General features: G+C 72.3%; 20 protein-coding genes and 1 riboswitch. Of the genes, 11 read left to right on the top strand and 9 right to left on the bottom strand.

Annotated elements, in window-relative coordinates; translation table 11 throughout:
• Positions 1 to 5 precede the first annotated feature (5 nt).
• Together ACFYV5_RS32045 and ACFYV5_RS32040 are read left to right on the top strand one after the other, a co-directional pair.
• A complete protein-coding gene (locus ACFYV5_RS32045; RefSeq protein ID WP_389174326.1) occupies positions 6 to 1,193 on the top strand; it encodes a DUF4185 domain-containing protein in 1,188 nt (395 codons plus the stop codon).
• Between the two features lie 36 nt (positions 1,194 to 1,229).
• On the top strand, positions 1,230 to 2,360 hold the full coding sequence (locus ACFYV5_RS32040; protein WP_389174323.1) for a serine hydrolase domain-containing protein: 1,131 nt from the start codon (positions 1,230 to 1,232) through the stop codon (positions 2,358 to 2,360).
• 197 nt (positions 2,361 to 2,557) lie between these two features.
• Here ACFYV5_RS32040 and ACFYV5_RS32035 read toward each other — a convergent pair whose 3' ends face one another.
• Entirely contained in the window at positions 2,558 to 3,763 is a 1,206-nt protein-coding gene (locus ACFYV5_RS32035) for an esterase/lipase family protein (protein WP_389174321.1), read from the bottom strand.
• A gap of 349 nt (positions 3,764 to 4,112) precedes the next feature.
• Here ACFYV5_RS32035 and ACFYV5_RS32030 point away from each other — a divergent pair, with 349 nt between their 5' ends.
• From ACFYV5_RS32030 to ACFYV5_RS32015, 4 genes are all read left to right on the top strand, one after another.
• On the top strand, positions 4,113 to 4,610 hold the full coding sequence (locus ACFYV5_RS32030; RefSeq protein WP_389174318.1) for a phosphatase PAP2 family protein: 498 nt from the start codon (positions 4,113 to 4,115) through the stop codon (positions 4,608 to 4,610).
• Positions 4,611 to 4,783: 173 nt separating this feature from the next.
• The gene (locus ACFYV5_RS32025) at positions 4,784 to 5,200 is read left to right on the top strand and encodes a phage holin family protein (protein WP_355114962.1); all 417 of its coding nucleotides are present in this window, start codon (positions 4,784 to 4,786) and stop codon (positions 5,198 to 5,200) included.
• Positions 5,197 to 5,661: a DUF3618 domain-containing protein gene (locus ACFYV5_RS32020; protein WP_389174315.1), complete on the top strand. Its 465-nt coding sequence runs from the start codon at positions 5,197 to 5,199 to the stop codon at positions 5,659 to 5,661. The genes ACFYV5_RS32025 and ACFYV5_RS32020 overlap by 4 nt, the downstream gene beginning before the upstream one ends.
• A complete protein-coding gene (locus tag ACFYV5_RS32015) occupies positions 5,658 to 5,924 on the top strand; it encodes a DUF4235 domain-containing protein (RefSeq protein WP_355114807.1) in 267 nt (88 codons plus the stop codon). Before ACFYV5_RS32020 ends, ACFYV5_RS32015 begins: the two co-directional genes overlap by 4 nt.
• Before the next feature lie 125 nt (positions 5,925 to 6,049).
• Here the strand turns inward: ACFYV5_RS32015 and ACFYV5_RS32010 are convergent, their stop codons facing one another.
• The 3 genes from ACFYV5_RS32010 to ACFYV5_RS32000 all read right to left on the bottom strand — a co-directional run bounded on the left by ACFYV5_RS32010 (position 6,050) and on the right by ACFYV5_RS32000 (position 10,141).
• Positions 6,050 to 7,027, bottom strand: coding sequence for a teichoic acid biosynthesis protein C (locus tag ACFYV5_RS32010; protein WP_355114806.1), 978 nt, complete (start codon positions 7,025 to 7,027; stop codon positions 6,050 to 6,052).
• 221 nt (positions 7,028 to 7,248) lie between these two features.
• Positions 7,249 to 8,772 (bottom strand): aldehyde dehydrogenase family protein, encoded by a 1,524-nt coding sequence (locus tag ACFYV5_RS32005; protein WP_389174311.1) that lies wholly within the window; start codon positions 8,770 to 8,772, stop codon positions 7,249 to 7,251.
• A 46-nt stretch (positions 8,773 to 8,818) separates the two neighbouring features.
• Entirely contained in the window at positions 8,819 to 10,141 is a 1,323-nt protein-coding gene (locus tag ACFYV5_RS32000) for a GAF domain-containing protein (protein WP_389174308.1), read from the bottom strand.
• Between the two features lie 112 nt (positions 10,142 to 10,253).
• Positions 10,254 to 10,360, top strand: a riboswitch (ZMP/ZTP riboswitch).
• A gap of 28 nt (positions 10,361 to 10,388) precedes the next feature.
• On the opposite strand from ACFYV5_RS32000, the gene ACFYV5_RS31995 reads away from it, so the two are divergent.
• On the top strand, positions 10,389 to 11,243 hold the full coding sequence (locus ACFYV5_RS31995; RefSeq protein WP_389174305.1) for a bifunctional 5,10-methylenetetrahydrofolate dehydrogenase/5,10-methenyltetrahydrofolate cyclohydrolase: 855 nt from the start codon (positions 10,389 to 10,391) through the stop codon (positions 11,241 to 11,243).
• 123 nt (positions 11,244 to 11,366) lie between these two features.
• On the top strand, positions 11,367 to 12,158 hold the full coding sequence (locus ACFYV5_RS31990; protein ID WP_389174303.1) for a hypothetical protein: 792 nt from the start codon (positions 11,367 to 11,369) through the stop codon (positions 12,156 to 12,158).
• 65 nt (positions 12,159 to 12,223) lie between these two features.
• On the opposite strand, the gene ACFYV5_RS31985 is transcribed toward ACFYV5_RS31990, so the two are convergent.
• Together ACFYV5_RS31985 and ACFYV5_RS31980 are read right to left on the bottom strand one after the other, a co-directional pair.
• Positions 12,224 to 13,564 (bottom strand): SWF or SNF family helicase, encoded by a 1,341-nt coding sequence (locus ACFYV5_RS31985; RefSeq protein ID WP_389174300.1) that lies wholly within the window; start codon positions 13,562 to 13,564, stop codon positions 12,224 to 12,226.
• Positions 13,561 to 16,650 carry a DEAD/DEAH box helicase gene (locus ACFYV5_RS31980; protein ID WP_389174297.1) on the bottom strand — a complete coding sequence of 1,030 codons (3,090 nt, stop codon included), beginning with the start codon at positions 16,648 to 16,650 and terminating at the stop codon, positions 13,561 to 13,563. The genes ACFYV5_RS31985 and ACFYV5_RS31980 overlap by 4 nt, the downstream gene beginning before the upstream one ends.
• A gap of 276 nt (positions 16,651 to 16,926) precedes the next feature.
• Between ACFYV5_RS31980 and ACFYV5_RS31975 the strand changes: the two genes are divergently transcribed.
• The 3 genes from ACFYV5_RS31975 to ACFYV5_RS31965 all read left to right on the top strand — a co-directional run bounded on the left by ACFYV5_RS31975 (position 16,927) and on the right by ACFYV5_RS31965 (position 18,839).
• A complete protein-coding gene (locus tag ACFYV5_RS31975) occupies positions 16,927 to 18,006 on the top strand; it encodes a fatty acid desaturase family protein (RefSeq protein ID WP_389174294.1) in 1,080 nt (359 codons plus the stop codon).
• Between the two features lie 16 nt (positions 18,007 to 18,022).
• Positions 18,023 to 18,205, top strand: a complete 183-nt coding sequence (locus ACFYV5_RS31970; RefSeq protein WP_355114793.1) for a hypothetical protein — start codon at positions 18,023 to 18,025, stop codon at positions 18,203 to 18,205.
• 85 nt (positions 18,206 to 18,290) lie between these two features.
• Positions 18,291 to 18,839: an MOSC domain-containing protein gene (locus ACFYV5_RS31965; RefSeq protein WP_355114791.1), complete on the top strand. Its 549-nt coding sequence runs from the start codon at positions 18,291 to 18,293 to the stop codon at positions 18,837 to 18,839.
• A 22-nt stretch (positions 18,840 to 18,861) separates the two neighbouring features.
• Here the strand turns inward: ACFYV5_RS31965 and ACFYV5_RS31960 are convergent, their stop codons facing one another.
• The 3 genes from ACFYV5_RS31960 to ACFYV5_RS31950 form a co-directional block, all read right to left on the bottom strand.
• The gene (locus tag ACFYV5_RS31960; RefSeq protein WP_389174290.1) at positions 18,862 to 20,259 is read right to left on the bottom strand and encodes a tannase/feruloyl esterase family alpha/beta hydrolase; all 1,398 of its coding nucleotides are present in this window, start codon (positions 20,257 to 20,259) and stop codon (positions 18,862 to 18,864) included.
• 145 nt (positions 20,260 to 20,404) lie between these two features.
• Positions 20,405 to 21,382: a hypothetical protein gene (locus ACFYV5_RS31955; protein ID WP_389174287.1), complete on the bottom strand. Its 978-nt coding sequence runs from the start codon at positions 21,380 to 21,382 to the stop codon at positions 20,405 to 20,407.
• A gap of 99 nt (positions 21,383 to 21,481) precedes the next feature.
• Positions 21,482 to 21,787: a hypothetical protein gene (locus ACFYV5_RS31950; RefSeq protein WP_389174284.1), complete on the bottom strand. Its 306-nt coding sequence runs from the start codon at positions 21,785 to 21,787 to the stop codon at positions 21,482 to 21,484.
• Positions 21,788 to 21,942: the final 155 nt, after the last annotated feature.

The raw sequence follows: 21,942 nt of genomic DNA, 5'->3' as shown, positions 1-21,942 counted from the left end.
CAACCATGCCCGAACCGTCCCCCATCGACCACCGGCCCCAGGTCTCGCGCCGCACCGCCCTCAGGGCCGGAGGCGGTCTCGCCCTCGGCGCCGGCCTGACCGCCCTCGCCCCGGCCGCCCCCGCCTCGGCCGCGCAGCGCGGTACCCCGCTGTGCGACGAGCCCGGAGACTCGGCCGCCGCCCAGGGGGTGGGCTCCAGCGACCTGGGCATCCCGTACTACCGCGAGCACGACGGCACCTGGGGCTACGTCTTCGGCGACACCTGGTCCCAGATGCAGCAGTACGGCGACTACCTCGGATCGCCGCTCATGCTCTGCCAGTCGGGTTTCGACGCCTCCGGCTCGACCCCCATCTCGTTCACCTGGGCGATGCCCACCGGCGGCCGGGCCGGGCAGCTGTTCGACTACCGGACCAACGCGAACAACGGATTCGGCTTCGAGGTGAGCCGAATACCCAACGACTGCATCGAGTTCGGCGGCCGCACATACATCCAGTACACCTCGGTCGGCACCTGGGAACCGCCCGCGGGCTACGACGGGTCCCTGATGTCCGGCATCGCCTACTCGGACGACCACGGCGTCACCTGGCGGGACTACCCCTACCACTGGGCCGGCGACATGCAGGGCGTGAACCAGTCCATGTACGGGATGTGGTCGTTCGCGGGCGTCGATCCCGACGGCTGGCTGTACATCTTCTCCAAGCGCTGGAACGGCAGCCACCGCAACACCGCCGACGGCGGCGCGATCCAGCTCTTCCGGATATGGCCCGACGAATTCCGGGCCGGCAACTTCGGCGCGCAGCAGAACTGGGCGTACCTCGACGGCCGCTGGCAGTGGACCAGCACCGCCTCGCCCTCGCCCATCCTGACCGGCAACAACATCGGCGAGTTCTCGGTCAAGCGCGTCGGCGGCCGGTACTGCATGAGCTACTTCGACGTCACCGACTACTCGATCTGCACCCGGACCGCGTCACGGCCCGACGCCGTGTGGAGCGCGCCCAAACCGCAGATCGTCGGCGACAACCGCTGGCCGGCGAGCCACTGGGGCAAGCCGCAGGTCCCCCACCTGTACGGCGGCTACATCCATCCGGGCAGCGCGAGCCCGACCTCGCTGACCCTCATCGTCTCCCAGTGGCCCGGCGTCGTACACCAACCGCCCTACCGGGTCCTGCAGTTCGACGGCATCAACCCCTAGCCGGACCACCGCAACCGCCAGACGGAGGAGAACAGAGTGAAGCACAGCAGGAAGCGGCTCACGGCCGCCATCGGTGCGGCGGCCGCGGCGATCGTCACGCTGACGACGACCACGGCACATGCCGCCTCGACCGACGACCACCCCGCCACACGCACGGCGCTCAACACGTTCCAGTCCGCCGCGGGCCCCGGCGCCGCGGTCCACGCCGGCGACAGCACCGGCTCCTGGACGCTGTCCGCCGGCACCGGCACGATCAACACCACCAAGCCGATCCGGGCCGACGAGCACTACCGCATCGGCAGCCAGACCAAGACCTTCACCGCGGCGACCGTCCTGCAGCTGGTCGACGAAGGAAGGGTCGCCCTCGACACGGACATCGGCACCTACCTGCCGGGCACCGTGAACGGCAACGGATACGACGGCACCCGCATCACCGTGAGACACCTGCTCCAGCACACCAGTGGTATCGCGGCGTACGATCCCCTGGCCTCCGTCGCCCTGGCCGAACCGGACGGCACCTACACAATGGCCACCCTCGTGAAGGAAGGCCTGAAGCGGGCTCCGGTCTCCGCGCCGGGCGCCGGCTTCACGTACTCGAACACGAACTACCTGATCCTCGGCATGCTCATCGAGAAGGTGACGGGCCTGCCGGTCCACGAGGCCGTCACGCGCCGGATCATCGAGCCCCTCGGCCTGACCCGCACCGTCTTCCCCGCCCCCGGCGACCGCGCCCTGCCCGCCCCGGCCGTGCCCGGCTACCACGGCGCGCGGATCGGATCGTTCTACTTCTGGAGCCCGGTCCTCTCCTACGATCCGTCGGTCTTCAGCGCGGCCGGAGCGATGATCTCGACGATGCAGGACCTCAGCGCCTTCTACGCGGCCCTGACCGCCGGCAAGGTCGTGTCCCCGGCGGCGCTGGCGGAGATGGAGAAGGCACGAGACATCGGAGGCGGCGGCTACGGCCTGGGGATCGTCAAGGTGGACCTGTCGTGCGGCGGCGAGGCATGGGGGCACAACGGCGCGGTCCCCGGCTACTTCAGCCACACCATGGTCACCAAGGACGGTCGGCACGCCGCCGTGATGACCAACGCCTACCTCGCCAGCAATCCATCCGGCCAGAAGCTGACCACACTGCTGGACACGGCCCTGTGCGAGAACCGGGCCTGATGGCCGAGTCCGAAGGGTCGGCTCCGCAAACGTGACGAAGGGGCCCAACACCGCTGCTCAGGCATTCGAGATCACGCCGGACAGCCGGGCCGCCGCCGGCAGGCGTCGGCTGCTCGGCGCGGCCGCCGAACCTCTGGCCGCCGACCACGGCCTGGTCAGCGGGGTGGGCGGCGGCCCCGGGCGGCGCGCGGCAGGGATCAGTCGGGGAGCTGGTCCATGATCCAGGTGCACAGCTCGCCGGTGATGGCCGTGTGTGCGGTGGTCGTGGACGAGCAGAGGAAGTCGTCCAGCTCGCTCTCCTCCGGGTTCAGGTCGTTGATGTCGACGTACAGGTCGTCCTGCCTGTCGATGTCACGGACCGCCACCGCGCTGACCGAGGGGACGAAGCACACGTCCTCGTGCCGCAGGTCCGCCTTGCCGCCGAACTTCTCCATCGTGTCGGCGAGGATCTTGTAGGTGTGCAGGGTTCCGCCCGGCGCGCCGTCCAGTTCGGGGAAGCCGTCGGTCGTGATGGTCTTGTCGGCCTTGGGGAACCTGCGGTTGAGGAAGGCGGCCGTCACGTCGTCGCCCCGGGCCTGGGTGTAGAAGGTGGTGCCCGGGTAGATCTGGTCGATGCGCAGCGCGGCCTCGCCGGGCGTCACGTCTGGCAGGCCGACCCCGTCGGCGCGACCGTTGGCCACGGCGATCTTGCGCGGGATCATCGGCCAGCCACCGAGCCGCTCCAGGGCGGCCAGGAATTCCGTACGCTCCGGGGCGATGCCGATCTTCCCGGTGTCCTTGTCGTAGTGCTGCCACAGCATCTGGCGCGCTGCCGGGCTGTTCATCTGCTTCGCGAAGCTGTTCGGGAGCGGGATGAAGTGGGAGAACGCCTGCACGCCGACCGGGATGGAAGCGCCGCGGTGCGGGCTGTCGTAGGAGAAGTACAGCGCGGTTCGGTGGTCCATCCGCTGCCGCTCCATTTTGGCGAGTGCGTAGCGGGTGACGATGCCGCCCATGCTGAAGCCGCCGACGACCAGGGGGGCATCGCCCCGCTGCTCGGCGGTGGCCCGCATGATGGCGGTGACGGCCGCCTCCGCGTTGTCCAGGATCGATGCGCTGCGCTCCTCGAAGCCGAGCAGGATCACGTCCCTGCCGCGCCGGCGCAGCTCGCTGATGAACTCGCAGCCGTTCTCCAACCCGTGGTAGAGCTCGTCGAGCTTGCTCCGGCCGAGGTTGAAGCCGTCGGCCATGATCACGGGCCGGACGAGACCGCCGCTGTTGCCATCGCCGGGGAAGACCCAGGCGAAGCCGTTGGGCAGGGACCATTCCTCGTGCTCCGGTACCTCGATCGTCCCGGCGGGTTCGGCGGTCAGCGGACCGCCGAGGGTGAACGAACCGACGTTGGGCTCGGCCGTCTCGGACATGGTCGTACTCCTCGTGCGGGGGGCGGGTGAGACGACGTCATCATGGAGGCGATCCGGCCCCACCACGCCTCTGAGCTGCGGAGTTCACCACATCTGATGGAGCACGCGCGGGAAGTGTTTGACGCGCCCCGGCATAGGTCGTTGGCCTGTTCTCATCGCTCACCCGACCGACGCCGGGGCCGGTCGGACCACCGGCGTCACGCCGTCGCCGGCGGCCGTCCCGAGAGGAGTGATGAAGACCGCCGCCGTCTGGAGTGAATACCGTGTGGAACGGGCGCGGGCCGGGAAGTCGCAGGACGTGAAACCTTGGGCGGAGCTGCGAGGCGAGGATCATCGGCTGACCAGGCAGATGGCAGCCTGGGACTCCGCCTGGGCACGTCGGCTCCTGCCTCCGGTCGAGGAAGCGGCCGAGCACACGAAGCTGTGGTGGACGGCCGCCGCCGCCATGGCGGCCGGAGGTGGCCGGCGGGGCCGCAAGGCCGCAGCCGCCGGTATCACCGCCATGGTGGTCGCGGAACTGCTCTCCAACGGGGTGGCCAAGAAGCTCGTCGAGCGACGACGTCCGCCGAAGGAGTGGATCCCGCACGACGATGCCGAGGACCGGCCCGACAGCTCCTCCTTCCCGTCCGGGCACACCGCCGCCGCCGTGGCCTTCACCGCGGCCGCCGCTCCGTCCTGGCCGGCGGCGGGAGCCGCCTGCGCCGCACCGACAGTGCTGGTGGCCCTCGAGCGGGTCCACAGCGGTGCGCACTACGCCTCCGACGTCGCGGTCGGCGCGGTGACCGGCGTCGTCGCCGCCGCCCTGGTCCGGACAGCACCCCGTCTCCTGATCCGCAACCTCGGCTGAGACGCGTGGCCGACGAGTGACGGGCGGGTTGCAGGGTAGGCGCGCCCACACAGCAGCGTGCACAGCTCGACAGGGTGGAGGCCCGCCGGCTGACGCGGCAACCAGGAACGACGCTGGTGGCCGCCATCGCGCTGCGGAGTTCGGCCAAGCACGGGGAGGAAGGTGAGGATTCCATGAGCACCGTTGGACGGCCGGGCCACGGCAGTACCGACGAGTCGGTGGGCGATCTCGTCTCACGAGCGTCGCAGCAGCTTTCTGAGCTGGTCCGTGAAGAGATGCAGCTGGCCCGGGCGGAGATGACCCAGAAGGGCAAACGCTTCGGTGTGGGCGGCGGCCTGTTCGGTGGCGCCGGCCTGGTCGGCATTCTGGCCGCGCAGGCCCTGGTCGCCGGGGCGATCGCCGCCCTCGCCCTGCTCCTGCCGGTGTGGGCTTCGGCTCTGATCATCGCCGCCCTGCTGGCCGCGGTTGCCGCGGTGATGGCCGCCACCGGGAAGAAGCAGATCGCCAAGGCAGGCACCCCCGCCCCGGAGCAGGCCATCGCCGGCGTCAAGGCCGACGTGGCCGAGATCAAGGAGAAGGCGCACCGATGAAAAATCAGCCCCAGGGCCATGAATCCGCCCCCACACCTGAGGAACTGCGCGAGCAGGTCGAGCACACCCGTGACGAGCTGGGTCAGACCGTGGAGGCGCTGGCGGCCAAGGCCGACGTGAAGGCCCAGGCCAAGGAGAAGGCGGCCGAGCTCAAGGAACAGGCCGCCGAGAAGGCCACCCACGTCACCGACCAGCTCAGGGAGAAGGCAGCGCAGGCCACTCAGCTGGTCAAGGACAAGACTCCCGACCCGGTCCTCGACAAGGCAGCTCACGCCTCGGCCCAGGTCCGCGACAGCGCCGCACGCGCCGGACACATCGCCGCCGAGAGGACCCCCGACCCGGTCCGCGAGAAGGCCGAGACAGCTGTGAGCATGGCGAAGACCAACCGCGCCCCGCTGCTCGCCGCAGCCGCAGCGTTCATCGCCTTCCTCCTGCTGCGCCGTAGCCGGAGGCGTCGATGAAGGCATCGAAGATCGCCTACAAGCCGGTCGGCCTGGCCCTCGGCGCCGCCAGCGGCATGATCGCCGGCGCGGCCTTCAAGCAGGCGTGGAAGATGATCGGCCACGACGACGACGCCCCCGACGCCACCGACGAGAACCGGACCTGGCAAGAGGTCCTGATCGCCGCGGCCCTGCAAGGTGCGATCTTCGCCGTCGTCAAGGCCGCCGTCGACCGAGCCGGCGCCGCGACCACCCGGCGCCTGACCGGCACCTGGCCCGGCTGAACCGACCAGCGGCGGCGCCCGCCCTGCCGGGGGCAGGCGCCGCCGCAAGCCGTTCGCCACCCGGGGAGGAACGTCGTGGCCGTCGGCGCCCGGCGGCCGACGGTCGGCCACCGGGCGCACTTGGCTCAGATCAGCGCGTTCTTGTAGAAGATGCTGGAGCGCCGGTCGCCCTCCACGCCGGTGGCGAAGCCGATGAAGAGGCGGGCCTCGCCGGCGTCGGTGCGGTAGATCGCCAGGCCCTGGGGCTCGCGGAAGTGGAGGGTGGAGCCGGCCTTGGTGAGGACGGGGCCCTGCTTCACGGTTCCCGTGTTGATGTCGATGCTGGTGACGTAGGTGTTGCCGTCGCCGGTGGGGGTGCCGTCGCCGGGGTAGGGGTCACCCGTCAGGTAGTACATGTACGAGCCGTAGAGGGTGTACCCCTGCGCAGTGCCGGAGATCGTCGGCTGCTTGAAGTCGACCAGCGGAGATCCGAAGCTGCGCGTCTCGAAGTCGGAGAGCGGGTACACGGCGATGCGCTTGCCGGCGCTGGTGTGGTAGCGCACGATCATGCGCTGGTGGACCGGGTCGACGGAGCAGGTGTACTCGAGGGCCCCGGAGATCGGCCGGTAGGCGGCCGAGGCAGCCGGCGAGCCCAGGGTGGTGTCGGCGGTGTAACGGACGGGGGTGAGCGCGGTGCCGAACCCGTTGGTGTTCGTGGCGCACTCGATCCACAGCTCGGTGCCGGAACCGCTCGGCAGCGCGGCGAAGGCGACGCCGTGGCCGAAGCCGTTGAGGTGCATGTACGAGAGGTAGTTCCCGTCGAAGTCCATCTTGTTGATGCACAGGTCGCCGGCGGACTCCTCGCTTCCGCTCCGCTTGGTCGCCACGAACAGGAACTTGTTCACCCAGTCGAAGGCGAAGCTCTGCTGGACCCGCGGACCGTGCGTGTCCTTGGACCGGAACAGGTCGTACGACGGCTGCGTGAGGTCGAACCGCTTGGTGGTGGCCACCGCGGCGGAGGCGGTCTGCGCGCCGACGCCCAGTCCGAGCGCGGCGAGCGAGACTCCGGCGCCCGTGCGTATGAGTCCGCGGCGGGAGAGGGAGAAGCCGGAGGTGTGGTTCATGCGGTACTCCAGGGGCATGGGTGGCGGCAGGGGCACGTGATGCTATCCGTCACAGGTGGGTGTGCCGTGCGGATCTTGGTGGGCATTGGTGAGAGGTTCGCGGAACAGGACGGGGGTGCGGGAAACCGGGAGTGCCGCACCAGCCAAACGGTGCGGTGCATCAGGCGGCCGAAAGGCGCCTGACGGGCAGAAGCCCAGGTCAGGCGCCTCCTCTTCCGCCCCTAGAAGAAGCCGAGCTTCTTCGGTGAGTACGAGACCAGCAGGTTCTTCGTCTGCTGGTAGTGGTCCAGCATCATCTTGTGCGTCTCGCGGCCGATGCCCGACTGCTTGTAGCCCCCGAACGCCGCGTGTGCCGGGTACGCGTGGTAGCAGTTCGTCCAGACGCGGCCCGCCTGGATCGCGCGGCCCGCGCGGTAGGCCGTGTTGCCGTCGCGGGTCCAGACGCCCGCGCCGAGGCCGTAGAGGGTGTCGTTCGCCGTGCGGATCGCGTCGTCGAAGTCGGTGAAGGACGTCACCGCGACGACCGGGCCGAAGATCTCCTCCTGGAAGATCCGCATGCGGTTGTCCCCCTCGAAGATCGTCGGCTGGACGTAGTATCCGCCCGCCAACTCACCCCCGGGCTCGATACGCTGACCGCCCGTCAGGATCTTCGCACCCTCCTGCAGGCCGATGTCCAGGTACGAAAGGATCTTCTGGAGCTGGTCGTTGGACGCCTGGGCGCCGATCATCGTCGCCGTGTCCAGCGGGTGGCCCGGGACGATCTGTTCCGTGCGGGCGACCGCGGCCTCCAGGAACTCGCTGTAGTGGCCGCGCTGGATCAGCGCCCTGGAGGGGCACGTGCAGACCTCGCCCTGGTTGAGGGCGAACATCGTGAAACCCTCGAGCGCCTTGTCGCGGAAGTCGTCGTCCGCCGCCCACACGTCGTCGAAGAAGATGTTCGGAGACTTGCCGCCCAGCTCCAGCGTGACCGGCTTGATGTTCTCGGAGGCGTACTGCATGATCAGCCGGCCCGTCGTCGTCTCGCCCGTGAAGGCGATCTTCGCGACGCGCGGCGAGGACGCGAGCGGCTTGCCCGCCTCCGCGCCGAAGCCGTTGACGATGTTCACCACGCCCGGCGGCAGCAGATCGGCGATCAGGCTCATCCAGAAGTGCACGGACGCCGGCGTCTGTTCGGCCGGCTTGAGGACCACCGCGTTGCCCGCGGCCAGCGCCGGGGCCAGCTTCCAGACCGCCATCAGGATCGGGAAGTTCCAGGGGATGATCTGCGCGACCACGCCCAGCGGCTCGTGGAAGTGGTACGCCACGGTGTCGTCGTCGATCTCGCTCAGCGCGCCCTCCTGGCCGCGCAGCGCCCCCGCGAAGTAGCGGAAGTGGTCGATCGCCAGCGGGATGTCGGCGGCGAGGGTCTCGCGTACCGGCTTGCCGTTCTCCCAGCTCTCCGCGACCGCCAGCGCCTCCAGATGCTCCTCCATCCGGGCCGCGATCCCCAGCAGGACCCCGGCACGTTCGGCGGGCGCGGTACGGCCCCAGGCCGGCGCGGCGGCGTGCGCCGCGTCGAGGGCGCGCTCCACGTCCTCGGCCGTGCCGCGGGCGACCTCGGTGAAGGGACGGCCGTCGACGGGGCTCGGGTTCTCGAAGTACTGCCCGCGGGCCGGGGCGACGTACTCACCGCCGATCCAGTGGTCGTAGCGGGCCTGGTACGACAGGAGTGCGCCCTCGGTACCGGGTGCGGCGTAACGGGTCATGGACATGGCCTCCCTCGGGACCGCGCCGGCCGTCCCTGGCCGGCGCTCACCGCCGAGTCTGCGGAGCCCTACGTTGCAAGGCCGTTGCGCCCGCCGACAGTTCCGCGTCCAGCGCCCGCAGCCGGGCCAGCACGGGGGCCTGCCCGGAAGCCGGCACCACCTCGGACAGCGCCCGCCACATCTCCACGTCGTCCTCGCCCCAGGTGCTGTACGTCCAGTCCGCGAGCAGCCCCGGATCACCCCGGTCCACCAGCGCCGCCCGCAGGCGGTCCGAGAGCCGCTCACGCAGCCGTACGACCCCCGGCGCGCGCGAACCGGGAAGGAGCGGCCCCGCGTACGCGCCGAGCGCCGCCGACAGCGCGCCCGAACCGAGCCGCCGGTCCACCGTGCCGAAGTCCGCGTCCACCACCGCGTCGAGCCGGTACGGGCGCGAGCGCACCAGTTCCCCGCCGAGCAGCCCGCGCAGCCGGGACAGTTCGGCCCGCAGCGTGACGGGGGTGACCGACTCGTCCTCGTACAGCAGCGTCAGGAGTTCGTCGCCGCTCACTCCGTCGGGGCGGTGGGTCAGGAGGACCAGGATCTCGCTGTGTCGGCGGCTCAGCTGCAGCCGGCGGCCGGCCACGCCGATCAGCGCCTCGTCCCGGCCGAGCGCGGTCAGGCGTACCCGGTCCGCGGCCGGCGGGGGCGCGAGCAGGGCCAGGTGGGACTCGGCCGCCCGCGCCACCGCCTGCACGAACGCCAGGCTGTGCGGATGGGCGAGCCGGTCCCCGCCGGTGATGTCGACCGCACCGAGCAGGCGTCCGGTGTGCGGATCGTGCACGGGGGCGGCCGCGCAGGTCCAGGCCTGCACGGGCCGCTGGAAGTGCTCGGCGCTGAACACCTGCACCGGTCGGTCCACGGCGATCGCGGTCCCCGGCGCGTTCGTCCCGGCCACCGACTCCGACCAGCGGGCCCCGGCGACGAAGTTCATCGCGCGGGCCCGCCGCAACGTCCCTGGGTGGCCCTCCACCCACAGCATCCGCCCCGCCGCGTCGCAGACCGCGAGGAGATGCTCGCCATCGGTCGCGTACGTGCCCATCAGCTCCCGGATCACCGGCATGGCGGCCGACAGCGGATGCTCCTCGCGATGCCCGGCGAGCTCCTCGTCGGCCAGCTCCACACAGGCCGCGCCGTCCGGGCTCACCCGGGCCCGGGCCGAGCGCCGCCAGGAGTCGGCGACCAGCGGACGGACCGGAGGGAGCGGCATCCGGCCCCCACCGGTGAAGGCGTCGTGCGCCCGCCGCAGCGCTCCCGGGTCCGGCTCCGAGGTCACCCACGCATCGCTCAACTCGGCCTCCACGTCGAGGTCCACCGTTCCGTTCGTGGTCATCGTCGTCCGCGCGCAGGCCGCCCACAAGCGTCCGGACAGCGCGGCATGGCGCCCTGTCCGGATGCCGCCCCATGCCGCCCCCAGGTCCTCACGAGGTCCTCACGTAGAGTGGAGCTCGGGCCGTGACTGGCGCTTGAGGTGGATCACCACCGGGGAGCGGCCCGGCGGACTCCACGCACCCGCGTGGACCCGTCACTGCCGTGCGCCTGGGCGATCACCTGTCCTTCACGACGCCCAGGAGTGGCCCATGTCCACCAGCACCGCTTCCCTCATGGACGGCACCGCGCTCGCCCGCCGCACGGTCGAGGAGACCGCGGCCCGCGCCGCCGAGATCACCCGCCGCACCGGCGTCACGCCCTGTCTCGCCACGGTGCTCGTCGGCTCGGACCCGGCCTCCGTCACGTACGTGAAGATGAAGCAGAACCGCTGCGCGAAGGCCGGAATCCGTTCCCGGCACGTGGAGCTGCCCGCCGCGACGACCACCGAGGAGCTCGTCGCCGCGATCACCGCGCTCTCCGAGGACCCCGAGGTCCACGGCATCCTGCTCCAGCACCCCGTCGGACCGCACATCGACGAGCGCGCCGCCTTCGAGGCGATCGCCCCGGAGAAGGACGTCGACGGTGTCACCATGGCCTCCTTCGCCGCCATGGGCTTCGGCCTTCCCGGCTTCGTCTCCTGCACGCCCGGCGGCATCATGCGCCTGCTCGACGCGTACGACGTCGAGCCCAGCGGCAAGCGCGCCGTCGTCGTCGGCCGCTCCGCGATCCTCGGCAAGCCGGCCGGCCTGCTGCTGCTCGGACGCGATGCCACCGTCACGTACTGCCACTCGCGCACCACCGAGCTCTCCTCCATCGTGGCCGAGGCCGACATCCTCGTGGCGGCCGTGGGCCGGCCCCGCTTCATCAAGGGCGAGGACATCAAGCCCGGCGCGGTCGTGATCGACGCCGGCTACAACCCCGGCAACGTCGGTGACGTCGACTTCGAGACCGCCGCCGAGCGGGCCTCGCTGATCACGCCCGTACCCGGTGGCGTGGGTCCGATGACCATCGCCGTGCTCCTCGCGCAGACCGTCGAGGGGGCGGAGCGTCAGCTCGGGCTGTAGCACGGGGGTGGGGGCCGCGTACGAGCCGTGGGCGAACGGGTTTGATCACAGTTCGGTACAAGGTGTGCTGCAACTTGTTCTCGAACCGCGGCAGCTGACGGCCGGTGAGTGACCCTGGTCGGCATGTCCACGCTCTCCGCCGACCTGTTGTCGCCGCTCCGGTACTTCGTGCTGCCCGTCCTGCTCGTGGTGGCGGGTCTCGTGGCCGCGAGCTGCCACGCCGGCGGGGGAGCGGGCCGGTTCTCGGCGGAGCCGACGGATCGTACGTCAGCCCGGACCGCCCAGGGCGGGAGCCGGGAGCTCGCACCCCAGGGCGGGTCGCCCACGGACGGGCCCGCTCCCCGCACCGGCTCGCGGGCCTCCGGGGCACCGGCCTCCACCTCACCGGCCTCCACCTCACCGGCCTCCACCTCACCGGCCTCCACCTCACCGGCCTCCACCTCACCGGCCTCCACCTCACAGGGCCCCGGCTCATCCCGCCCGTCGTCGTCCGTCGCCACCGGGCCCGGCCCCTCCGCGCCCGGCCCGTCCGCGCCCGGCCCGTCCGTCCCCGTGCCCTATCAGCGGCTCGGGCCGGGGGAGTGCTTCGACATCGACCGGGAGGCGCCGGGCACCGTCGTGCGGCGCCGCTGCGGCCAGCCGCACGACGCCCAACTCGTCGCCGTGGTCCGGCTCACCGGCGACCACCGCACCGACCGGGACGTACGCGACGGGGCCGCGGCGCTCTGCCGGGAGCCGCTGCGCCGCAAGGCCGCGGAGCAGCCGTACGGTACGCGCTGGACCACCTTCGTCCAGTACCCGTACCGCAGCGGCTACCTCCTCGGCTCCGACACCGTGGCCTGCAGTCTCGCCGCGCACACGCCGGACGGAGGCGCGGGCGGCGCGGCCCGCAAGCTCACCGCGCCGCTCCGGTGACGCATCGGCCGGCGCATCGGGTGAGGCATCCGGCCGGCGCATCCGGCTGACGCTCAGCCCGCGCCTCAGCCGTCGCCCAGCGACAGACCCGCGAGCGCGGCGGCCGGATCCTGGTCCGCCGGGCCGGCCGGGACCCAGTGGCCGCGCTCCCTGCGGTAGGGCCACCAGCGGCCGTCCTCGCCCAGCCGCAGCTGCGCCTCCGCGCCGACCACCGTCCAGCGCGCCGCCCCCGCCGGCCGCAGCACCGGACGGTCGGCGTCCTCCCAGGCCTCCGCGAGCAGCGTCTTCGCCCGGGCCAGCGCCTCGGGTCCCGGCGTCCACTCCTCCTCCAGTACGGACAGGGCGGCCGCGCCCCCGAACCGCCACGCGCGCGTGGCCAGGTCCAGATCCGCCCGCCGACGACCGGACCCGTCGGCGAGCCGGGTCGCGATCCCCGGCGGGACGGATTCGGCGGCGGCCAGTCGCACCGCGTCCTGCCCGACCGCCAGGGACGGTTCCACCGCCGCGCGTTCATGTCCCGGGGCGAGCGCCTCGGCCAGCAGCCGGTGGGCCCGCCCGGCCGCGTCCGCCGCCAGGAACTCCAGCGCCACCGGGTCGAGGCCGGGCGCAGGGTCCGTCTCGGTGTCCAGGGACGGCGGCGTGCCCGGCGCCGGAGGGAGCACCGGCGGGGCCGGCAGCGGAGGCAGGATGTTCCGCGCGGCGAACGCCTCCTCGGCCGATACGCCCCCGGCCGCCGCCTGCGCATCGACCGCCCTCTCCGCATTCTCCGAGGTCGAGGCCGAGGCCGAGCCAGGGGTCGAGCCCGGGCTCGTCGGAGCCGCCCGCGCGGCGCTGCGCTTCTGCAGCTCGTCCAGGAGCCCGCGCTCGCCGCGCCCCCGCATCAGCAGCAGCACGAACGGATCCTCGTCGAGCAGCCGCGCCACCTGGTAGCAGAGGGCCGCCGTGTGCGGGCAGTGGTCCCACGCCTCGCAGCCGCACTCCGGATCCAGATCACCGATGCCGGGCAGCAGTTCCAGCCCGGCCGCCGCCGCGTCCTCCACCAGGTGCGGCGGCATCTCGTGGTCGAGCAGGGCCGCGATGTGGCCCGCGCTCTCCACCGCGAGGTCGAGGAGCCGGTCCCACTCGTCCTCCGACAGCTCCTGCAGGAGCACGTCACTGCGGTACGACGTGCCGTCGCCGTCCCGTACGACCGCCGTGATCCGCCCGGGGCGCACGGAGACCGCGCCCACCGCACCCCCACGGGCGTGCTTACGCCCCTTCTTCAGCTGTTCGCCGTCGAGAGCCGTGTCCTCGAGCGCCTTGAGCCAGGCCCGGCCCCACCACGTGCGGGCGAAACCGGACCCCTGGGCCGGCGGCAGCGCCGCGAAGGTCCGCTCGGCGTCGTGCATCCCGTCGTACCCGCTCATCGTCCGTCCCCTCGCAGCTGGACCAGATCCGCCAGCTCGGCATCCGTCAGTTCGGTCAGCGCCGCCTCGCCCGAGCCGAGCACGGAGTCGGCCAGCGCCCGCTTGCGCAGCAGCATCTCCGCGATCCGGTCCTCGATCGTCCCCTCGGCGATCAGCCGGTGGACCTGCACCGGCTGGGTCTGCCCGATGCGGTACGCGCGGTCGGTGGCCTGGGCCTCCACCGCCGGGTTCCACCAGCGGTCGTAGTGCACGACATGCCCGGCCCGGGTGAGGTTGAGCCCGGTGCCCGCCGCCTTCAGCGACAGGAGGAAGACGGGGACCTCGCCGTCCTGGAAGCGCGCGACCATCGCCTCGCGCTCGGCGACGGGCGTGCCCCCGTGCAGGAACTGCGTCCGTACGCCCCGCGCCGCCAGATGCCGTTCGAGCAGCCGTGCCATCTGCACGTACTGCGTGAAGACCAGCACGCTCGCGTCCTCGGCGAGGATCGTGTCGAGGAGCTCGTCCAGGAGCTCCAGCTTCCCCGAACGGCCGTCGATGCGCGGCCGCTCCTCCTTCAGGTACTGGGCGGGATGGTTGCAGATCTGCTTGAGTCCGGTCAGCAGCTTCACCACCAGACCGCGCCGTTCCATGCCGTCGGCCTCGGCGATGGCCGCGAGGGTCTCCCGCACCACCGCCTCGTAGAGACCCGCCTGTTCCTTCGTCAGGGAGACGGCCCGGTCGGTCTCGGTCTTCGGTGGCAGCTCGGGGGCGATCCCGGGGTCCGACTTACGGCGTCGCAGGAGGAACGGACGGACCAGCGCGGCGAGCCGTTCGGCGGCGGCCGGGTCCTCGCCGCCCTCGACGGCCGAGGCGTAGCGGGATCGGAAGGTGCCGAGCCGGCCGAGGAGGCCGGGCGTCGTCCAGTCGAGGATCGCCCACAGCTCGGAGAGGTTGTTCTCGACGGGAGTGCCGGACAGGGCGACGCGCGCCTTGGCCCCGATGGTGCGCAGCTGTTTGGCGGTGGCCGAGTACGGGTTCTTGACGTGCTGGGCCTCGTCGGCGACGACCATGCCCCAGGGCGTTCCGGCCAGCGCTTCGGTGTCCAGCCGCATGGTGCCGTACGTCGTCAGGACGAACTCGCCGTCGGCCAGGCCCTCCAGGCTGCGGGACGGGCCGTGGAAGCGGCGCACGGGCGTGCCGGGCGCGAACTTCTCGATCTCCCGCTGCCAGTTGCCCATGAGCGAGGTCGGACACACGACGAGCGTGGGACCTGCGGCGGCGGGCTCGCTCTGCCGGTGCAGATGCAGCGCGATGAGCGTGATCGTCTTGCCCAGGCCCATGTCGTCGGCGAGACAGCCGCCGAGGCCGAGGGAGGTCATCCGGTGCAGCCAGTTGAGGCCGCGCAGCTGGTAGTCGCGGAGCGTCGCGGCGAGCGCGGCAGGCTGGGCGACCTCCTGCGGTCCGCCCTCCGGGTCGGCGAGACGGGCGCGCAACTGCTCCAGCCAGCCGGTCGCCTGGACCTCGACCCGTCGGCCGTCGGCCTCGGTCGTACCGGTGAGCACGGCGCCGAGCGCGTCCACGGGCGTGACCTTGCGGTCGTGCGAGGCGCGGGCGCGGCGCACCTCGGCCGGATCGACCAGTACCCACTGGTCGCGCAGCCGGACCACCGGGCGACCGGCCTCGGCGAGCTGGTCGAGTTCGGCACGGCTGAGCTCCTGGTCACCGATCGCGAAACGCCAGTTGAAGGCGAGGAGGGCGTCGGCGGACAGGAAGGAGGGGAGCGCGGAGGAGCGGTGACCGACGGGGCCGCTGCCGGGGTCGTCCGCGACGCCGACGCCGGCGCCGACGCCGGCGCCGACGCCGGCGCCGGCGGTGTGCGGGGCCTCGGGGCCCGGTCGCCCGGTCGCGGAGGGATCGCCGTCCGGCGGGCCGATCACCGCGCGCACACTGAGCCGGTGTGCCAGGTCGCGCGGCCAGTGGATCTGGACGCCCGTCGCGGCGAGTGCCCGAGCCGCCGGCCCCAGCAGATCGGTGACCTCCTCGTCCGCCAGCTCGACGGCGTCCGGGACGGCAGCCGAGAGCAGCGGAGCCAGCGGCGCCCAGGCGCGGGCGGCGCGGCGCAGCGCGAGGAGGGCGTCCATCCGGGCCCGGGGCCCGAACGCTCCGCCGGCCGGACCGGATCCGGCCCAGACCTCCGCCGCGTCCGCGACCAGCGCCGGGTCGGCGACGCTGTGGATCTGCAGGACGGCCCGGAAGGCCGGAGCCTCCTGCTCACCCAGGCCCGGCAGTTCGAGGCGCAGCGAGAGCCGTACGCCCGCGTCATGGCCGGCCGCCACGTCCGCGGCCCATGCCCGCTGCGCGGGCAGCACCTGCGGTTCGTCGGCCGCGAACGCGGGCCCGCCGGCGGCGAGCGGTGCGGCCGGCGTGCGCGGCAGCCCGTCCGCGACCGCGTCCACGAAGGCGCGCAGCAGCCCCTCGGGCTCGGGGAGCAGCAGCGGGCCGGAGTCGGAGAGTGGGCGGGAGCCGGACAGCGGTACGGAGTGGGACAGAGGTACGGAGTGGGACAGCGGTACGGAGTGGGCGGTGGGCGGCATCGAGGCGGCGAGCGCCCGTAGCTCGGCCAGCTCTTCCGGGCCGAGGGGACCGGCCCGCCACGCGTCCCGGTCGGTGGGCGTGAGGCCGGGCAGGAAGAGCCCCTTGGCCGCGAGGTGCAGGCCGAAGAGGGCGGCGGCCCCCCAGAAGGCGGCCGCGGGCGAGGCCGCGCCGGAGAAGCGGGCGCGGGTGAGGGCCGGCAGGGCGTCCCGTACCGGAAGGAGGAGGGCGGGAACGGAGTGCGGACGGACGCCGTCGGCGACGGCCGTCACGACCGTCAGTTCCTCGGCGACCGCCGTCACCCCCATCGCTTCCGTCAGCGCGTCGGCGACCGCCGTCAGCCCCGTCGCCGTAGCGGTCGTCGTAGCGGTTGTCGTCGTCAGTTCGTCGGTGGCCGACGGAGACGTCGCGTCCGGGGACAGGAAGGCGATCCGGCCGGCGCGGGGCGGATCGGCGGGCAGGAACACGGCGGAGCAGCGGGCGAGTTCATCGAGTCTCCGGGACGGCGACAACACATTCCTCAAATTTGACTACCGGGGTCGAGCGGCCGAGGGTACTCGAACCGACCGGTCGCCCGTGAACGGAACCGCCGTGATCTGGCTCACGTCGCCCGCTCACGCCGGGGCGGGTCCGGACCCGGAGGGTGGAGCCAACCCCACCCCCGTCCCCCGGCAATCCCCCTGGAACCCCGGGGGATGCCGTCATTCCTGCGGACGACCTGCGATCCGTACGTTCGAGGGAGTCCGGGCGGCCCGCGCCCGGGCCCCCGCCCACGGACACCGGAGACCGCCATGCCCCAGGCCACAGCAACGCTCACGGCGCCCGATCGGGGCACCGCCACCAGAAGGGGCGGCGCCGGCGAGTTCACCCCGTTGCTGCGCACCATCAGGGAGCAGGGGCTGCTGGAACGCAGGACCGGGTGGTACGCCCGCGGCATCGCCGTCAACTTCCTCGGACTCGCCGCCGTCGTCGCGAGCCTGGTCCTGCTCGGCCCCTCCTGGTGGGCCCTGCCGCTGGCCGTCCCGCTCGCCCTGCTCTCCGCCCGGGCCGCCTTCGTGGGTCACGACGCCGGGCACGCCCAGATCTGCGCCGACCGGCGCCGCAACCGGCTCATCCAGCTGGTCCATGCCAACCTCCTGCTGGGCATGAGCCAGGAGTGGTGGAACGACAAGCACAACCGCCATCACGCCAACCCCAACCACCTCGACAAGGACCCGGACGTCGCGGCCGACATCCTCGTCTTCGCGCAAGCCCAGACCACCGGACGGGCCGGCTTCCGCGGCTGGCTCACCCGCCACCAGGCCTGGTTGTTCTTCCCGTTGACCACCCTCGAGGGCATCGCGCTCAAGGTGTACGGATTCCAGGCGCTGTTCTCCACGGACGGTCCGTACAGGACCCGGCGCGAGCGGCTCGTCGAAGGCGCGCTGCTCCTCGCCCACGTCGCCGGGTGCGCGACCCTGCTGCTCACCACCCTCACCGTCGGCCAGGCCCTCGTCTTCGCCCTGATCCACCAGATGCTCCTCGGACTGCACCTCGGCCTGGCCTTCGCCCCCAACCACAAGGGCATGGAAATGCCCGACGACCATCCGGACGGTGACAGCTGGGGCCATCTGCGCCGCCAGGTGCTCACCTCGCGCAACATCCGGGGCGGGGCCCTGACGGACTGGTTCCTCGGCGGTCTGAACTACCAGATCGAGCACCACCTCTTCCCGAGCATGCCGAGGCCCCATCTGCGACTCGCCCAGCCCGCCGTGCGTGCGCACTGCCGTACGGTGGGTATCCCCTACACAGAGACCGGTTTCGTCGAGTCCTACCGACAGGCGCTCGGACATCTGCACGAGGTCGGGGAGCCGCTGCGCTCGGCAGCGTGACAAGGAGGCGTCGGACATGTCGACACGGACGAAGATCGTGATCGGGGGAGTGGCCGTCGGCCTCCTCCTCATGCCCCTCATCGGATTCTGGATGTCCCTGCTGGTGGTGCTCGGCGTACCAGCCGTCGCCTACCTGGCCCTCGACCCGGGCCAGCGGCGCCGCGTACGCCGGATCTCCCGCAAGGAGCTCCACCGCTGACCTCCACCGCTCGGGGAGCGTCTGGCGTAGGCTCGACGATGATCACCCGCATGTGATCATCGGATCGGGAAGAGGAGCTCACCTCATGAGCAGCGGCGCTACCGTCACGACGGTCAGCAGCAACGGCGTCTACTCGTTCACCAAGCCGAACCGGGACAGCATCACGCTGCTCGCCGGTCTCGGAGTGGAGGGGGACGTGCACGCCGGCGTCACGGTCAAGCACCGTTCCCGCGTGGCCAAGGACCCGACCGTGCCGAACCTGCGTCAGGTGCACCTGATCCACGCGGAACTCCTCGACGAGGTCGCCGGGGCCGGGTTCGAGGTCGCACCGGGCGCTCTCGGAGAGAACATCACCACGCGGGGCATCGACCTCCTCGGCCTGCCGACCGGCACCCGGCTGCACCTCGGCGCCGAGGCCGTCGTCGAGGTCACGGGCCTGCGCAACCCCTGCGCCCAGATCGACGCCTACCGGCACGGCCTGCTCAAGCAGGTCCTCCGCCGGGACGAGAACGGACAGGTCGTCCGGAAGGCCGGGATCATGAGCATCGTGCTGACCGGCGGAGAGGTGCGGCCCGGCGACCCGATCCGGGTCGAGCTGCCGGCCGAGCCGCACCGCCCTCTGGAGATGGTCTGAGCTCCGTCCCCGTTCCGGTCCCTTACGGGGCCGCCAGCGCGCAGGAGTTGACCACGTCACCGCTCGCCGGCCGTGCGATCGTACGGTCCGCGGGCGGAGCCGTGCCCGCCTCGACCCACTCCCTGAGCGCCGTGAACGCCGAGCGGTAGCAGGGCAGGATCGGACGCAACCGGTCCGGATAGGTGTCGTACAGGCCGTCCGCGTGGGTGCCGTCCTGGACCGTGTAGTACCGGTGCAGCCCGGCCCGGCCCCGCGCCTCGACCATCCCCGCGTATACGTCGGAGTCGGTCGCGATGGGCAGCAAGGTGTCCAGATCGCCGTGCAGGGTGATCAGCGGCTTGCCGATGCGCCCGGTCAGCGCGACCTTGGCGACGGCCCGGCGCACGGACGCGGGGCGGGAGGCGTAGTCGTACGAGGCGTCGGAGACGCACGGGGAGAGGATCTGCTCGATCGTCGAACCCGCCGTGGCGCCCGGGCACCCGGGGTCGTACGACGGATCGAACTCGGCCCGGAAGACCTTCTGCGTCAGGCCCCAGTACGCCTTCTCGTGGTACGGCCACAGGAAGCGCGAACCGGGGGCGAAACCGGCGTCGATCATGTCCTGGTCGGAGGCCCGGCCGAGGGCGCGGGCCACGGTGACCGGAAGACTCGTCAGCAGGTTGGGGCCGCGAGTCGTCCAGAGCACGCCCTCCCAGTCGACCCCGCCGTCGTACAGCTCCGGGCGGTTCTCCAGCTGCCAGCGGGTCAGATAGCCGGCGTTGGAGATGCCTGTCATGTACGTGCGGTGGGGCGCCCGGCCGTAGCGCTGCCGTACCACCTTCTTCGCGGCCTTCGTCAGCTCGGTCACCCGGTCGTTCCACTCGGCGACCGCGTCGCCCGGCCGACGCCCGTCCGTGAAGAAGTCCGGTCCGGTGTTGCCCTTGTCGGTGGCGGCGTAGGCGAAGCCCTGGGCCAGTACGTGGTCGGAGATGAGCGTGTCGGTGGAGTACTGGCGCCGGGTGCCGGGGGCGCCGGTCACGACGAGCCCGCCGTTCCAGTTCTCGGGGAGCCTGATCACGAACTGCGCGTCGTGGGCCCAGCCGTGTGTCGCGTTGAGCCGCGAGTCGTCGGGGAAGTAGCCGTCGATCTGGATGCCGGGGACGCCGGAGGGATTTTTGCTGCCCTGCGCGGAGAGGCCCGCCTGATCGGCCATGTCGGTGTACGGGGTACCGGCCAGGCCGGCCGTCGTCAGATCCCCCAGGCAGGCCGTCCGCCGGTGCTCGGCGCCCAGGACGTGGATCCGGTGGTGCTCCGCGCAGGTGGGCGGAGGGCCGGACGGCTCCCCGGCGGCCCCTGCCGGCGCGGCGGGACCGGCGACGGTCAGGGCGGTGAGGAGTGCGGCGAGCAGCGGGACGCCTCGGTTCAGGCGTGGGGACGGCATGGACGGCCTCCGGCGGGACGGCGGGACGAGGGTGCGCCGCCACATCGTGCGGCGCGCCCTTCCCGTGCGGCCATGGTCCGGGGCCACACCTCGGGCCCTTGGCCCATGTGGGGCCGCGGCCGGCGGGGTCAGGTGCTACGGGACGTCAGGAGGGACGTACCGCCATCGCGTCCAGGGCCTTCAGAAGGCCCGGCAGCTTCGGGCCGCGTGCCACGGGGAGGACCTCGTGGGGTTCGTCGTCCAGGAGGACGAAGGCCATGTCGTCGGTCCGCGCGACCAGCGACCAGCCGGGGCCGTCGGCCCGCAGCATCCGCGCCCCGCCGGCGGCGAAGCTGGACCGCACACGGCCCACCGGCGGAGCGTCCTCCAGATAACCGCGCAGCTCGGCGAGCGCGCGACGGACGCCGTCGTAGGGGTCGCGAGGGTCGTCCCCCTGGGCGGTGACGCGGCCGTCGGCAACGCCGCCAGGTCCAGCCCCCTCGGCGCGTTCTGCCATGCCGGCCATGCCGGCCATACCGGCCGGGTCCGCCGGGCCGTCACCGGCTCCCACCGCCGCAGCGTTACCGCCCCGGGCGGCCATGTCGGCCATGCCGGGCCGGTCCGCCGGGCCGTCGTCGGCTTCCGCCGCGGGGTCCTTGCCGTCCCCTTCGCCGTCCATCTCCGCCCGCCAGGCCGCCCACTGCAGCGCCACCTCGTCCGCGCCGAGCCTGCGCTGGGCCGGTCCCCAGGTGGTGCCGTCCGGCGGGGACAGCGGCGTGCGGTCGCCCTCCTCGGGCTCCGGATCGTGCGGCGCGGGGAGGCCAGGGGCGGCCGTGGCCACGGCGAGCGGCCAGCCAGGGAGCGCGGCCACGACCGAGCGCTCGTCGGGGGAGAGGTCGTACTCCATCCCGCAGTCCCAGGACGCGATGGCCACCGCGACCAGCGACACGTCGTCGATGATCACGGTCCACCGTGCACCCTCGCCGTCCTGGCCGAGGACGAGCCCGTACCCCTCGGCGTACGGCTCGAGACCCAGCGCCGCGCAGGCAGCCGGGTAGTCGTCCCCCAGGACGCTGGGGAACTGCGCGGGCGTGAGCAGCACCGCGGTCAGCACGTACAGCGCGTCGTCGTCGGCGGTAGCCACATCAGCCTCCCCATCTGGTCGTCGGCGCACCTTAACCAGTGGGTAACCCGCGCGTCGAGAGTCCCTGGAAGGAAAGTGGCGCGGCCGATTCCGTACGGCTCAGGCCCCCGGCAGTCCCAGCAGCGACCGAGCCACGGTCTGCGGCGACTCGTCGCGCTCGCGGGCGAGGGCGATGACGGCGCGGCAGGCGAGCTCGTTGACGCCGAAGGAGAGGGCCTCGGGGGAGACCCAGGTGGCGGCCTCGTCCATCCGGTCCTGATCGTCCTCCACGCAGCCGACCACATAGACCGCGGCGGCCTCGAAGAGGTTGTGCTGCCGTCGCACCCGAGGTTGCTGGGCAGGATCCTGGGGCGCGCGTCGCGCGGTCGGCAGAAGGGCGTTGAATATCGCTCGCACACGGGCCATGGCCTGCCGCCTTCCCCGGACACGGTTGCCCGGCACCTCCACCGTAGACACGGAAGTGCCGGGACAGAAGGGCGCGTCGAGTTCGCGTCACGCCCGGCGGAACACCGCCGTCATCGTGCCGCTCCGCGTCGAAGCGGACGCGGTCCCGACCGCGG

The sequence above is a fragment of the Streptomyces sp. NPDC003035 genome (genome assembly GCF_042888285.1).
Classification (GTDB): domain Bacteria; phylum Actinomycetota; class Actinomycetes; order Streptomycetales; family Streptomycetaceae; genus Streptomyces.
The sequence above is the reverse complement of the archived record's forward strand: the minus strand, read 5'-3'. Positions and strand labels throughout refer to the sequence as shown.